The 14634-nt window shown below is 50.0% G+C and carries 14 protein-coding genes; 10 read left to right on the top strand and 4 right to left on the bottom strand.

Translation table 11 applies throughout. The features are described from left to right. Positions 1 to 4: 4 nt before the first annotated feature. The 10 genes from ndk (at position 5) to A5320_RS16655 (ending at position 11213) form a co-directional block, all read left to right on the top strand. Complete coding sequence (ndk, locus tag A5320_RS16700) at positions 5 to 436, top strand: nucleoside-diphosphate kinase (RefSeq protein WP_068067494.1); 432 nt, start codon at positions 5 to 7, stop codon at positions 434 to 436. 329 nt (positions 437 to 765) lie between these two features. Beyond that, positions 766 to 1890 (top strand): bifunctional tRNA (adenosine(37)-C2)-methyltransferase TrmG/ribosomal RNA large subunit methyltransferase RlmN, encoded by a 1125-nt coding sequence (locus A5320_RS16695; protein ID WP_068067491.1) that lies wholly within the window; start codon positions 766 to 768, stop codon positions 1888 to 1890. A 37-nt stretch (positions 1891 to 1927) separates the two neighbouring features. Continuing rightward, positions 1928 to 3559 carry a type IV pilus biogenesis/stability protein PilW gene (gene pilW / locus A5320_RS16690; protein WP_068067488.1) on the top strand — a complete coding sequence of 544 codons (1632 nt, stop codon included), beginning with the start codon at positions 1928 to 1930 and terminating at the stop codon, positions 3557 to 3559. Further along, on the top strand, positions 3556 to 4605 hold the full coding sequence (gene rodZ, locus A5320_RS16685) for a cytoskeleton protein RodZ (RefSeq protein ID WP_068067486.1): 1050 nt from the start codon (positions 3556 to 3558) through the stop codon (positions 4603 to 4605). The genes pilW and rodZ overlap by 4 nt, the downstream gene beginning before the upstream one ends. A gap of 1 nt (position 4606) precedes the next feature. Beyond that, positions 4607 to 5719, top strand: coding sequence for a flavodoxin-dependent (E)-4-hydroxy-3-methylbut-2-enyl-diphosphate synthase (ispG, locus tag A5320_RS16680; RefSeq protein WP_068067483.1), 1113 nt, complete (start codon positions 4607 to 4609; stop codon positions 5717 to 5719). Between the two features lie 101 nt (positions 5720 to 5820). Beyond that, positions 5821 to 7092 (top strand): histidine--tRNA ligase, encoded by a 1272-nt coding sequence (hisS, locus tag A5320_RS16675; protein WP_068067480.1) that lies wholly within the window; start codon positions 5821 to 5823, stop codon positions 7090 to 7092. Positions 7093 to 7103: 11 nt separating this feature from the next. Beyond that, entirely contained in the window at positions 7104 to 7742 is a 639-nt protein-coding gene (locus tag A5320_RS16670) for a YfgM family protein (RefSeq protein WP_068067477.1), read from the top strand. A 9-nt stretch (positions 7743 to 7751) separates the two neighbouring features. Continuing rightward, positions 7752 to 8951, top strand: a complete 1200-nt coding sequence (gene bamB / locus A5320_RS16665; RefSeq protein ID WP_068067474.1) for an outer membrane protein assembly factor BamB — start codon at positions 7752 to 7754, stop codon at positions 8949 to 8951. A 199-nt stretch (positions 8952 to 9150) separates the two neighbouring features. After that, the gene (gene der / locus A5320_RS16660) at positions 9151 to 10632 is read left to right on the top strand and encodes a ribosome biogenesis GTPase Der (protein ID WP_068067471.1); all 1482 of its coding nucleotides are present in this window, start codon (positions 9151 to 9153) and stop codon (positions 10630 to 10632) included. An 80-nt stretch (positions 10633 to 10712) separates the two neighbouring features. Next, positions 10713 to 11213: a hypothetical protein gene (locus A5320_RS16655; protein ID WP_082971840.1), complete on the top strand. Its 501-nt coding sequence runs from the start codon at positions 10713 to 10715 to the stop codon at positions 11211 to 11213. Positions 11214 to 11255: 42 nt separating this feature from the next. Here the strand turns inward: A5320_RS16655 and A5320_RS16650 are convergent, their stop codons facing one another. The 4 genes from A5320_RS16650 to A5320_RS16635 are packed head-to-tail and all read right to left on the bottom strand — an operon-like array spanning position 11256 to position 14547. Further along, entirely contained in the window at positions 11256 to 12563 is a 1308-nt protein-coding gene (locus A5320_RS16650) for a HAMP domain-containing sensor histidine kinase (RefSeq protein ID WP_068068150.1), read from the bottom strand. 34 nt (positions 12564 to 12597) lie between these two features. Then, positions 12598 to 13314 (bottom strand): response regulator, encoded by a 717-nt coding sequence (locus tag A5320_RS16645; protein WP_068067468.1) that lies wholly within the window; start codon positions 13312 to 13314, stop codon positions 12598 to 12600. Between the two features lie 8 nt (positions 13315 to 13322). Then, positions 13323 to 13721: a DUF3019 domain-containing protein gene (locus A5320_RS16640; protein ID WP_068067464.1), complete on the bottom strand. Its 399-nt coding sequence runs from the start codon at positions 13719 to 13721 to the stop codon at positions 13323 to 13325. Beyond that, positions 13711 to 14547, bottom strand: a complete 837-nt coding sequence (locus A5320_RS16635; RefSeq protein ID WP_068067461.1) for a MipA/OmpV family protein — start codon at positions 14545 to 14547, stop codon at positions 13711 to 13713. Before A5320_RS16635 ends, A5320_RS16640 begins: the two co-directional genes overlap by 11 nt. Positions 14548 to 14634 lie beyond the last annotated feature (87 nt).

The raw sequence follows: 14634 nt of genomic DNA, 5'->3' as shown, positions 1-14634 counted from the left end.
TTCGATGGCCTTAGAACGTACTTTTTCAATCGTAAAACCTGACGCAGTTGCCAAAAACCACATCGGTGCAATCTATCACCGTTTCGAATCTGCAGGCCTGCGTATCGTCGCTGCAAAAATGCTGCACCTGAGCCGTGAACAAGCTGAAGGCTTCTACGGCGAACACAAAGAACGTCCTTTCTTCAATGCATTAGTATCTTTCATGACATCTGGCCCGGTAATGGTTCAGGTACTGGAAGGTGAAGATGCCGTGCGTAAAAACCGCGAAATCATGGGCGCAACCAATCCTAAAGATGCTGCTGCCGGCACTCTGCGTGGTGATTACGCTGCCAGCATCGACGAAAACGCTGTTCACGGTTCAGATGCTGCTGCTTCTGCTGCCCGTGAAATCGCGTTTTTCTTCACTGACGCTGAGCTGTGTGCCCGTACACGATAAGCTGAAGTAAAACGCAGCAACGACCCACAACCCCAAAAAATTCGAAGGATGTGGGTTTATATTATACCCAAAATCATTGAATATTCGGGTAGGCGCCGAGCGAATGAGACCCCTGGAGCATAGCTGACTATGCGACTGGGGCGAATGAACGAAGGTAACAACCCCGAATTTTCAATGATGAAGGGTATATACTGCAAAGGGGGCTTAGCCCCCTTTCTGTCTATTTGCGCCATGATGAACCCGGTTGTATTTTGTTTGTCTCAATAGCCTGATGGTGCAGACAAAATCCAGTCTTAGTACGTTTGAAGTTGCCCGAGGAGTGCCCAGAAATGACCACAGTTGACAACAAAGTGAATCTGTTAGATTTAACACGCGAACAGATGAAAGAACTGTTGGTATCGTTCGGCGAAAAAGCCTTCCGCGCTGATCAGTTAATGAAATGGATTTACCATTTCTGCGTCGACGACTTCGACAAAATGACCAACATCAATAAAGACTTGCGTGAAAAATTAAAACGCAATTGCGTGATTGAAGCGCCTGTTGTGGTGACACGTCAGGACAGTGCTGACGGCACTATCAAGTTTGTGATGGGGCTCAAAGGCGGCCAGGAAGTTGAAACTGTCTGGATCCCGGAAAAAGACCGCCGCACTTTATGTGTATCTTCGCAGGTCGGTTGTGCGCTGGATTGCACCTTCTGCTCAACGGCGCAGCAGGGCTTTAACCGCAATCTGACGGTGTCAGAAATTATCGGTCAAGTGTGGCGGGTCGGTCAGATTATCGGCTCTTACGGTGACACCGGCGTCAAGCCTGTGACTAACGTGGTGATGATGGGCATGGGCGAGCCATTGCTCAATCTGAACAATGTGGTACCGGCCATGGATCTGATGATGGAAGATTATGGTTTTGGTTTATCAAAACGCCGGGTCACTTTGAGTACCTCTGGTGTGGTGCCAGCTCTGGATTTATTAAAAGATAAAATCGATGTCGCTCTGGCCATTTCGTTGCATGCGCCGAATAATGAGTTGCGTGATCAGCTGGTTCCTGTTAATAAAAAGTACCCGATGGAAGAATTTCTAGCCTCGGCCAAGCGTTATGTGCAAGACTCCAGAGCCAATGATAAAGTAACAGTTGAATATGTGATGCTGGACGGTATCAATGACAGCATGGAGCAGGCGCACGAACTGGCGCATGCATTGCGGGATACACCATCAAAAATTAACCTGATCCCGTTTAACCCATACCCGGGTTCACCTTACAAGCGGTCCAGTAATTCCCGGATCGACCGTTTTAACAAGGTGTTACAAGAGCATGGTTACACCGTGATGGTTCGCAAAACCCGTGGTGACGATATCGACGCCGCCTGTGGTCAGTTGGTCGGCGATGTGATTGACCGCACCAAACGTCTGGCGAAAAAGCAGCTTAAAGGCGAGGAAATTGCTGTAAAAATTGTCTGATAACTTGTCCGATAACTACAAGGATTTTCGCATCAAAATGCAAAATAAGTTGGTTGTTGCCAGTGTGTTCTGTCTGATATTGCTCAGTGCCTGTGTGTCGGAATCTACCATTGTGGATACTGATCGGGTTGGAAAACCGCGCACCGATATGAAAGAAGCGGCCCGCACCCGGATGTCTTTGGGGCTCAATTATTTGCAGCGTGGCGACACGTCGCAAGCCAAATATAATCTGGAAAAAGCCAAGCAGCTGGCACCCGACATGTCAGACGTCGACAATGCGTTAGCCTATTATTTCCAACAAGTCGGTGAACTTGATCAAGCAGAAGACGCTTACCGCGCTTCGTTGCGCAAAGACAGCAACAACGCAGATACTTACAACAACTTCGGCTCTTTCCTCTGCCAAATTAATAAGTACACTGAAGCCGAAGAATTACTGCAAGCCGCAATTAAGCGCCCCGGTTATATCCGGGTTGCAGATAGTTACGAAAATCTGGCGTTTTGTGCCTTAGCCCAAAAAGATTACCTGCGTTATCAACAGTTTTTACGCCAGTCGTTACAACACAACAGCAACCGCCCTTCATCACTTTATAATATGGCGGTGATTGAATACGCCATTGGTAATTTAACTGAAGCGAAAAAATGGCAAGCCCGTTTGCATCAATTGGGGCAGGTATCACCCGAAGCCACCTTAATCCGCTACTTGGTGGCCTATCAAAGTGGTGATGTGGTAGAGCAGCAGACTGCCGAAAAATTCCTGTTGTCAGTTTATCCGGGCAGTAACGAAGCAGCGATGTTACTCAGTAGTGATTTCAGCCAAAGCAAACCAGAACAAATGAAACAGGCTTTTAAAGCCACGTTGCTGACGTCACCGACAGAGCAATCCACTGCGCCAAACAAACCAAAAATGAAGATCGTGAAACGTAAATCTGCATCAGGTTCGTCGACGTCTGTAACGTCAAGAGCAGCCAGCGAAGCCTCAATCCAATCTTTGGCTGCAACCAACATCAATAATGCGGCTTTGCCGGAACGACCACGTGACGAAATGTCGGATCTGCCAGCCGAAGCCGAAAATTTGCAGACGTCTTCTGAAGTCACGGCAGCACTGACACCCGTGTCGACCTTACCGGAAGAACAGCCAACGACCGCAGCTGTTTTGCCGGTGGCAGCGGCCGTGACCAGCGAATTTTCAGCACCGGAAGTAGCGGCAACGGAGACAGCAACTGTCGCTGATGCTGTGACAAGTTTGCCTGATACGAAGCCGCCGGCCGAGCAGCAAGAAACGACCGTCAGCACTGAAGTCTTGACCCATAAGGTCGGCGCTGGTGATACGTTGTACAACATTGCCAGTCGTTACCGCTTATCGGTGCCTGAATTACAAGAACTGAACCAGTTGGACGACTCAGCTTTTATCGTCACAGGGCAGGTGTTACGTTTATCGGCAGCAGCAGAGGCGGTCAAAAGCAGACCGAAGAAGTTGCCGTCAGCAGATTCAACCGAACCAGCGCCAGCGTCGTATCAAGTGGCTGACGGTGAATCCTGGTTCAGTATTTCCTATAAATACAACATCAAACTTGATACGCTATTGAAGTGGAACAATATGACCGCAGATCAACCGCTGTCGATTGGCCAAACCATTTATCTCAGGGATCCGGCACTACCATCATTATGACTAAAACAGCAGAAGCACAAGCCGATAGCGTTGGCGCACTCTTGCGACAAAGCCGCGAATTAAAAGGGCTGACCACCGCTGATGTGGCGACTCACCTGCGGCTGAAAGTCAGTCAGATTGAGCAAATTGAAGCTGAACAATGGGATCCGGCCGTTTCGGCGACTTTTATGCGCGGGTATTTGCGGGCTTATGCCCGGCTGCTGAAGTTGTCGGAAAAAGAAATCCTACAAAATTTTGAATTACAGGCCGCCTACCTGCGCAATCAAGCCAAGCCGATGCACAGTTTCTCGAAGAAAAACCGGCTCGATGCGGTGGACAACCGTTTTATGCTGGCCACCTATTTGCTGGTCGTGCTGCTGATTGGTTTGTTCCTGATCTGGTTCTGGCAAACCCATTTATTGGATTCACAGCCGGTTTCGGTGCTGCCGGAATATCGGGTCAGTGGAGAGCCCGCCACTGTTCAAAGTAGTGCCACACCAGCCGATGTTGTCAGTGCCCAGCCTGCAGCCACCGAATTAGCGACTTCAACAGCCGAAGTGACGTCAAACCAAACGAATGTACCTGTTGCAGTTACATCGAATCCTGCAGAAACAGTGGCGCCGCCGACAGCGGATCCCTTAGTTACAAGCCCTGCAGTGACCAATCAGACCCAAACAAATGAAATTGTCGCTGCAGACGAAACACCCACTACGGATCAGGTAACAAGCCCAAGTGCAAATACTGCACCGGTGACGACAGAAAACCAGGTGACCACTGATGTACCGGCAGCGTTATCGACTGAACCGTCAGTTGCTGCCAGCACTGCGCAGTTGCAACTGACGTTCAGCGCTGACTGCTGGGTTACAGTGCAGGATGCGACTGGCAAGCGGCTGGCGTATGGCATCCAGTCAGCGGGGCAATCGTTGCAGTTGACCGGGCAATTGCCTTTCAGTGTCACTTTAGGCAATGCCGCGGCCGCGACTGTACAACTTAATCAGACTGCTGTTGATTTGTCGGGCTATCGCGCCGGACAAGTCGCACGTTTAACTCTTGATGGACAGCCTTAACATGTTTTCAGAAAGTCCAATTATCCGCCGTAAATCGAAACAAATCAGTGTTGGTAATGTGTTGATTGGTGGTGATGCGCCGATTGCAGTGCAGTCGATGACCAACACCAAAACCACTGACGTCGCAGCCACGCTGGCGCAAATTCAGGCCATTGCTAACGCCGGCGCTGATTTGGTCCGGGTGTCGGTGCCAACGATGGAAGCGGCCGAAGCTTTTAAGCTCATCAAACTGCAATCGCCGATCCCTTTGGTGGCGGACATTCATTTTGATTATCGCATCGCGTTAAAAGTCGCCGAATATGGCGTGGATTGTCTACGGATTAACCCTGGCAACATCGGCCGCGAAGATCGCATTCGCGCCGTAGTCGATGCAGCGCGGGATAAAAACATTCCGATCCGGATTGGGGTGAATGGCGGTTCGTTAGAAGCTGATTTACAGGAAAAATATGGCGAGCCAACGCCGGAAGCACTGGTCGAATCGGCGATGCGGCATGTTGAGATTCTGGATCGGTTGAACTTTCATAATTTTAAAGTCAGTGTCAAAGCATCGGACGTGTTTTTGGCCGTTGGTGCTTATCGTTTACTGGCTAAACAAATTGAACAGCCACTGCATTTAGGTATTACTGAAGCCGGTGGTTTACGGTCGGGATCAGTAAAGTCAGCCATTGGTTTAGGCATGCTGCTGGCCGAAGGCATTGGCGATACCATTCGTATTTCGCTGGCCGCCGATCCAGTGGAAGAAGTGAAAGTTGCCTTTGATATTTTAAAATCGCTGCGCATCCGTTCCCGCGGTATTAATTTTATCGCTTGCCCCAGCTGTTCAAGGCAGGAATTTGATGTGATCAAAACCATGAACGAGCTGGAACAGCGGCTGGAAGATGTCATCGATCCGCTGACTGTTTCTGTGATAGGGTGCGTCGTTAATGGCCCGGGTGAAGCACTTATATCCGATTTGGGTGTAGCCGGTGCGAATCGCAAAAGTGGTTTTTATCTGAAAGGCGAGCGGCAAAAGCTGCGTATCGACAACGAAAGTGTCGCCGAGCAGTTAGAGCAACAGGTCCGTTTGTATTTAGCGCAACAAAAACAACTGATTGATATCAAACAAGTTGAATAATTAACCTTGCCAAAAATCAGTCAAAGGTTGTGAGTGCAACAGCCTCGTAGCATCCGTTTTAGCGGATGAATGAAAAACCAGTTAATTAAGAGTCAGTTAAAGTGTCTAAAGAAATTCAAGCCATCCGCGGGATGAACGATTGTCTGCCGCAGGAAACGCCGGTCTGGCAATATCTGGAACAACAGCTACGTAGCATTGTTGCCAGTTACGGTTATGAAGAAATCCGCTTTCCGATTGTCGAAATGACCGAGTTATTCAAACGCTCAATTGGCGAAGTGACCGATATCGTTGAAAAAGAAATGTACACTTTTGCCGATCGCAATGGTGACAGTCTGACTTTAAGACCAGAAGGTACCGCTTGTTGTGTGCGCGCTGCGAACCAGAACGGTCTGCTGTATAACCAGGAACAACGGTTGTGGTATATGGGGCCGATGTTCCGCCATGAACGGCCACAAAAAGGTCGTTATCGCCAGTTTCATCAGTTCGGCCTGGAAGTTTTTGGTATGCAAGGTCCGGACATTGATGCCGAAGTCATCGTACTGACTGCCAGATTGTGGCAAAAACTTGGCTTAACGCCCTTTGTAAAACTGGAGCTGAACTCGCTGGGTTCGAATGCAGCGCGCGCTGCTTACCGTGATTTATTAGTGGCTTATCTGGAGCAGCACAAAGAGTTGCTGGATGAAGATAGTCAACGTCGTTTGTACAGTAATCCGCTGCGGGTGTTAGACAGTAAAAATCCGGCAATGGCCGAGATGTTGGCCAAAGCGCCACAACTGTTGGATCATTTAGATGAAGAGTCGGCCGCGCATTTAGCGGGTTTACAGCAACGGTTAACTGCCGCTGGCATCAGTTTTGAGATTAATCCACGGTTAGTTCGGGGGCTGGATTATTACAACCGTACCGTGTTTGAATGGGTGACAACTAATTTAGGATCACAGGGCACTGTGTGCGCCGGTGGTCGTTATGATGGTTTAGTCGAGCAGTTAGGCGGTAAAGCAACACCGGCCGTAGGCTTTGCCATGGGCATGGAACGACTGGTGTTATTGCTGCAAAGTCTGGACTTAGTGCCCGCAGTCAGCAACAATGCTGACCTTTACTTAATGCCGCTGGGCGAAGCTGCGGAACTTGCTGCAGTTTCGATTGCCGAACAGCTGCGCAACGTCTTGCCAGGCAAGCGAATTGTGCTGCACTGCGGTGGCGGAAATCTGAAAAAACAACTGAAGCGCGCCGATAAGTCCGGCGCAGAAATTGGGTTATTGCTCGGTGACACTGAACTTGCCGCTGGTCAGGTGACCTTAAAATGGCTGCGTGCCGATCAACCACAAACTACAGTCGACATCGCTGATTTAGCCACCGTGCTTTTGCAGTCGTAACGGAGTGAACGATGGAAATTTACAATACCGAAGAACAACAAGTTGAAGCGATTAAACGTTTCTGGAAACAAAATGGCGTGTCTATTATTGCCGGTGTGGTGATTGGTTTAGCCGGTTTATATGGTTTTCGGTTTTATCAGGCACAACAAGTTGCATCTATTCAGGGGCAATCTTCGCAATATGCTGCTTTGATTGAAAAAGTTGCGGCTGAAGGCGCTGATAAGTCTGCTTGGCTGATTGAAGCCCAAACCTTTATTGAAGCAAACCCAGGTAGTTCTTATGCCGTGCTGACCGCGTTGTTGGCCGCCAAAGAAGCTGTGCAGGCCAAAGACTTTGTCGTTGCTGAGAAGCAGTTGTCCTGGGTTGTAGCCAATACCAAAACTCCGGAAATTATCGCCGTTGCCACCCTTCGGCTGGCGCGGGTGCAAACTGAGCAAGGCAATTTTGAAGCTGCCCTCAGTACTTTAAATGCCACTTTACCCAAGAGCTTTACCGCACAGCAGCAAGAACTGAAAGGGGATGTGCTGCTGAAATCAGGTGACGAGAGCAAAGCGAAAGCTGCTTATCAGGCCGCACTGGCTGCATCTGAAGCAGGCAAAAATCCGTTGTTACAAGTGAAATTGAACGAACTGGCCCATGTTGCCAGTTAAGAGGTTGATGTGAAGTTATCGGTAAAACCTGTCGGCGTAGCGGTACTTCTGCTGTTAGCCCTTTCAGCTTGTTCTTCCAAAGAAGATGACGAGCCAACGCTGCCGGATATCACGAATAAAGTGGAACCGCAGGAAGTCTGGAGTAGCTCGGTTGGCGATGGCATTGGTCATTATGATGTGCAGCTCAAACCCACTATTTTTGACAACAAAGTATTTGCCGCCAGCCGTAATGGCGAAGTGACAGCTTTTGATTTAAGCAGTGGCAGCGAGTTATGGTCGATTGATTTACGTGATGGTGATGATGCGCCGCTGTTTGGCGGTTTGAGCCATTGGTGGAACGGCCGTTCGGCGAAAATCGGTGGTGCAGTTTCCGTCGGTTTCGACAAAGTGCTGGTTGGTACTGAAGATGGTGCTGTGTTTGCGCTGAATCCACAAACCGGCGAGAAAGTTTGGTCGGTGAAAGTGGGCGGCGAAGTGCTGGCGGCTCCGGTAGCGGCTGAAGGTTTAGTGTTGGTAAGCACAGGTGGTGGCCGTATTTTCGCGCTGCAACCTGATACCGGCGAGCAACGCTGGATGCACGAAACTGAAAATGGCCTGTTGACTCTGCGTGGTATTAGCCAGGTCGCGGCTGCCAACGGTGGTGTTATTTTTGGCACCGGCAACGGTAAAGTTGGCGCACTGATTTCTGACAAAGGGGTACCAGCCTGGGAAGAACCGATAGCGCTGGCGAAAGGCGCTACTGATTTGGCCCGGATTATCGACGTTGATTCGACGCCGATTGTGCACGATGGAAAAGTATTTGCCATCGCCTACAACGGTCAGTTGGTGGCTCTTGATTTACGTACCGGCCGTGAAGTATGGAAACGTGAATATGCCAGTTTCCGTGCTATGACTCTTGAAGAAGATGTGCTGTACCTAGTTGATTCTGTAGGTAAAATGTACGCTATTGATGCCCGTAGCGGTCTGGAAAGCTGGGCGCAATTGGTGTTACATCGCCATTTTGTAACAGCTCCAACGGTTTACAAAAAGTATATCGTGGTCGGTGATGCCGAAGGCAATCTGCATTGGTTTGACAAAACCAATGGCGAATATCTGGCACGTCACGAGTTTGACAGTTCTGGGTTTTATGCCGAAGCTGTTGCAACCAGTGAATATTTATTATTGCAAAGCCGCAACGGTGAAATCACCTTGCTGAACTTGCCTGAATAAGGTCTGCCCGAAACAAGTGCAGAAACAGGCCTGTTCGCAGGCCTGTTTTTTTAGTTTGTAGCCCAGCTATTTTTAGTACGCAAGGGGCACCCAAAGTCATTGAGGCTGCAGCTTCATGAACACAGGGAACAAACTGTTTGATTTGACCCAGAGGTCAGGTGAACCAAGTCGGTTCGCTCTATAAGATTGAGGAAATTCCATGTTACCCGTAGTCGCCCTGGTTGGCCGTCCAAATGTCGGCAAATCTACATTATTTAACCGTCTTACCCGCACCCGCGATGCTTTAGTGGCGGATTTTCCAGGGTTAACCCGGGACCGTAAATACGGCTCGGTTGATTATGAAGGTCTGGAATTTATTGTGGTCGATACCGGTGGTATCGACGGCAGTGAAGAAGGCATTGAACTGGAAATGGCCGAGCAATCGCTGCGTGCCATCGATGAGGCCGATATCGTACTATTTATGGTGGATGCCCGTGCCGGCGTTAATGTCGCTGATATCGCGATTGCCAATCATATTCGCCGGATCAATAAAACAGTGTTTTTAGTGGCGAATAAAACTGATGGTTTAGATGCCGACACTGCCATCGCCGATTTTTACAGTCTCGGCATTGGTGAAGTGTACCCAATCGCCGCTGCACATGGTCGAGGCGTCACCAATTTGCTGCAACAGGCGTTGGTTCCGATATTATCTGAGTCACAAGCCGCTCGTTTAGCAGCCTATGCCGCCGGTGAACCGCTGGAACCGGTGGATGAAGACGCTGAGAAACTAGCGCGCGATTTACACATTAAACTGGCGATAGTTGGTCGGCCGAATGTTGGTAAATCGACACTGACCAACCGTATTCTCGGTGAAGAACGCGTCATCGTGTTTGATATGCCTGGTACTACCCGCGATTCTATTTACATTCCGATGGAGCGGGGCGATCGTAAGTACACCCTGATTGACACTGCTGGTGTACGTCGTCGCGGTAAAATTGATGATGTGGTGGAAAAATTCTCGGTGGTCAAAACGCTGCAGGCGATTGAAGATGCCAACGTGGTGATTTTGGTACTGGATGCGCAGCAAGGTATTTCTGATCAGGATCTGAGTATTTTAGGTTTTGTGCTCAATTCCGGCCGTTCGCTGGTGATCGCCGTCAACAAATGGGATGGCCTGAACGATAGCATCAAGGACGAAGTGAAACGTGAGCTGGACCGCCGGTTAGGTTTTATCGACTTTGCCCGGTTGCATTTTATTTCTGCTTTGCACGGCTCTGGTGTCGGTAATTTATTTGAATCAGTGGAAGAAGCTTTTGATTCGGCTACCCGCCGCGTCAGTACAGCACTCCTGACCAAAATCATGACCATGGCGCAGGAAGATCACCAGCCGCCTTTGGTGAAAGGCCGTCGTGTGAAGCTGAAATACGCTCACGCCGGTGGTTACAACCCGCCATTGATTGTCATCCACGGCAACCAGGTAGAAGATTTACCAGATTCCTACAAACGTTATCTGATGAACTATTTCCGTAAATCTTTACAGATGATGGGAACGCCGGTTCGCGTTGAATTCCGCGGTGGCGAAAACCCATTTGCGGAACGTCGTAGCAATTTAACACCGCATCAGACCTACAAACGTGAACGGTTGTTAAAGGCTCGGGCTAATCTGGCGAATAAGAAAAAACCAGGTCAGCATAAGCCTTAATGGCTATTCGCTCATAACAAATTTTGACGACAAAGCCGCATCCGTGCGGCTTTTCTATTGAAGCGATTGGAGCAGGACGAATGGAGAAATCCGCAGCAGACGGTAGTCAGCTTGCAACAGACCGTCAGGATCTGCTTGAACAGCTGCCAGCATTTACCTTACTGAAACAACTGCTACCTAAGCTTCAAGGTTACCGCTTTGGCGTTGGCGGTAGTTTGTTACTCTGCGAGCTTGGTTTACTCAGTCAGGCACGGGATGTGGATTTAGTCTGTGTCGCTGCTGATTTTGCGCAGATATCATCGGAGTTAAGCCGCACGCTGCGTCCGGTTGAAGTGGCACCACACCCGTATTATCAAAGTCGTTGTTTCGCCTGTTTTGTTGCTGCAGATGGCACGCAGCTTGATTTGATGGCGGACATTGCTGTAGTACAGGCTGAGCAGCGCATCAGCTGGCAGTTTGATCAGGCGCAATTGCAAATTCGACAAGGCATTCCGTGGATGAGCGCAGAGCAATGGCTGGAGCTGTATCAGCTGTTTCAGCGGCCACAGCGGGTTGCGTTACTGCAAAAGTTTTTACAGTGATACAAAACACCACTCCAGCGCATAAGGACGTGCTGTTGCGAGTTAATCAGTAGTACCCCGATGCAACGGCAGCTTCAGTACAAAACAAGCGCCGCCAGCTTCTGCCTGCTGCACACTGACCCTTCCTCGATGCCAGCTGACAATACGCTGCACTATTGCCAGCCCTAAGCCAAATTGGGTAGTGGTCGTGGTATCGCTGGTCTGATCCAGTCGGACAAAAGGCTGAAAAATTCGCTCGGCATCTTCCGGGGCAATACCTGGACCGTCGTCGCTGATTAAAATCCAGGCTTCGCCATGATGCAGTTCAATCTGTAGCTGCAGCCTTTGATTGGCAAAGCGGCAGCCGTTGTGCAGTACATTTAATAAAGCCCGTTGCAGATAAATCAGATTGGCTTGTTCCAGCCAGATGTCACTACCGGTCAGGCTCAGTTGCAATTTCAACTGTTGCCGCTCCAGCAGCGGCTGGCACTGCTCGGCGACTTGACGACAACAGGCACGCAGTTCGACCTGGCTAAAAGTCAGTTGCTGTTGCTGCCGCGACATGCTGGCGTATTCTAAAAAGGCATTCACCATGGCTTCCATCCGGTCCAGATCTTGTTCCAGCCGGCGCAAGTAATAATCTTTTTGTTGTGGATCATCACATTCCAGCGCAGCATCCAGACCAAAGCGGAAACAGGCCAGCGGTGTACGCAGGTCATGGGATAATGAGCTTGCCAGCAACTGGTTGTCGGCCAGCAGCTGGGTGATTTGTGCTGCCATCTGATTAAAGCTTTGTTCCAGTGCCGGAATATAAGACCAGGCCGAAGGCGCCAGCCGCGCGGTTAAATCGCCCTGACCAAATTGCGCCGTGGTTTGATTCAGTAACCATAAGCGCCGTGTCAGCGGCAGCAGCCAGAACAACATGATCAAACAAATTCCAACATACAACGATAACGTCAGCCATAAGTCGGTCGGGTGAGTGTCTGGTTGGCTAGGCGATTGCAGCCGTAGCAACCAATCGGGATGGGCGTCTAAGGCTTTAAGCACATACTGATGATCTGCGCCGGCCAGTTGTAAACCAGCAGGTTGATGTAATTGCTGTTGTAATTCATAAGGTAACGCCAGATTTGCTGCGCTTTCCAGCCGGATAGGCAATTGCCAGACAGCAGCTTGTTGCGCGGCCCAATCTGCTAGTTGTGCTGCACTTTGCTGGTCGGCTGCCAGGGCCAATTGCTGCACTAAAAGCGGCATTAACCGCTGATCAGAGGTGGCTGTCGGTTCAGCCGGACCAGCCAGTTGGTCCAGTAAACTGCCGAGCAAAAATAATGCACAAATAGCCGACAGCATCAGACTTATCGACAGTTTTAGCATAAGGGTTTGATCCCGCTTTGTGTGAGTTGGCGGCTCATTGCTGTTGCCAGCCGTCAGCGACAAACAAATACCCTTTGCCCCACACCGTTTTAATCCGCTTGGGATTGGTGGCGTCATCGGCCAGCTTTTTGCGCAGCACTGACACCATCACATCAAAACGCCGGTCGAGGCCATCGTGTTCACGGCCTTTCAACGCCAGAAACACCTGATCGCGGCTACAGATCTGACCGGCATGACAGGCCAGAAACCATAACAAACTGAACTCTGCGCTGGTCAGTGGTACTTCTTCGCCAAATAACAATACGCGTTGTGCCTCTGCACAAATATCCAGCTGAGCAAATTGAAGCCTGGTTGGTGGTAAAGCGGCGGGTTCGGCGACTGGCAACCGGTTGCGCAACGCCGCTTCAATTCGTGCCAGCAATACTCTGGGCCGCACTGGTTTAATCAGATAATCGGTGGCACCGAGTTGTAAACCCAGCACTTCATCCATTTCTTCACCTTGTGCTGTCAACATCAGAATGGGTAGGGCGTACTGCTGGCGTAACAAACGGCACAGCTCCAGGCCATTGATCCCCGGCAACATCACATCAAGCAATATCACGTCGACTTGCAGCTGCATCATCGCTGGCATGACCGTGTCGCCGCGGCTGTGATGGATCACCTGATAGCCTTTTTGTTGCAGGTAATCGGTCACCCAGCTCGCCAGCGACAAATCATCTTCCACCAATAACACTGTACCGTAACCGGCCATAAGGACTCCTAAAACAAGCGCCAGTGCCGCTTGGCTCTGGAGGCCTGGTGCACCCAATTTACCGCAATCTGCGCCTGCGCTAAGGGTTGTTGCTGTTGGTCTCGCAGCAAACGCACCACACTGGTCGAGGTTGCGGCAAATTCAAATTGATGTTGCCCTTGTTGCTGTTGTTTCCAGCATTGCAGCACCTGATCTTCGATGGTAAGACACAAGTCTAGCGGCTGATTGCTGTGCCAGCGGGCGGTCACTTTACTGTAGCACGTGCGTCCTTGTTGCAGACTGACACAGGTATCCGGGGTGATTTTAAGCACCACGGCGACGGCATCGGCGGCCCCCGCAAAGAAGCTCTGCAGAGCAAGCGTCGCCGTCAGCAGCAACCAGAAAAGTTGCTGATGGTTAAAAGACATAACGCACCATCACAATCGCCACTTGTTCGTGCGAGCGGGTAACCAAAGGGCTGTCTAAATAACTGCTACTGAACAAATTCAGGCCGACACTGCCATCCAGTTGCCAGTTTTCAGCCAATGGATAAATCGCCGTTACCCCCAGATGGGTTTTTAGACCTGCCCCAGGCCGATATAACGGCCGGTCTGGCCGGACTTCATCCGGATGCACCCCATAATAATAATTCACCACTTTTGCAGCTTCGAAAGTCAAAGCTGCATTCAAATATAAGTCCAGATTACGCCAAGGCAATAAATAGCTATAACTTACCCGGCCAATAAAGCCACGATGGTCGATTAAATCCACCCCGGCTTCTACTCCGATAGCATGTTGTTGATACTGATACTGGTAACGCAATGCATGGACTGAATCGCCATTGCGGATTGTTAGTCCATCTAACTGCGGACTTGCAGTGCTGGGTTTATTGTCAGGTATCCAGACATTGTAATTGCTGGCGATCAGATCCCAGCTATGTTCCTGTTGCTGATAAAACCGATAGCCAATGGTCGCGCTGTAAACATAAGCACCACTGCGGTGGATTGGCGTTTCGATAAAAAAGTTACCCCAACGCAGATCCCCAGTGACCACAAACAACAGGCCTTGGTTAATGTCGTGCTCCTGATCCAAACCCGGCACCAGCGTATTGTGAAAACCTTTACCAACGCCCAGATACAGTGTGCCTTCGAAGTCTTCGAACCAGCTCTTTATCGTATCAGCGCCTTCGGCCTGGACATAACCACAGCTCAGGCTGAGCAACAGACCCAGCACCCATTGCCGCCGGATGTTCATATTAAAAACTCGCTAAATTGCGATGTTTCAATAAAACGTATTCGGGTCAACCAATTTCCCATCGACCATCTTCCCATCGACCATCTT

It is taken from the genome of Rheinheimera sp. SA_1 (assembly GCF_001669775.1).
Lineage (GTDB): Bacteria > Pseudomonadota > Gammaproteobacteria > Enterobacterales > Alteromonadaceae > Pararheinheimera.
The sequence above is the reverse complement of the archived record's forward strand: the minus strand, read 5'-3'. Positions and strand labels throughout refer to the sequence as shown.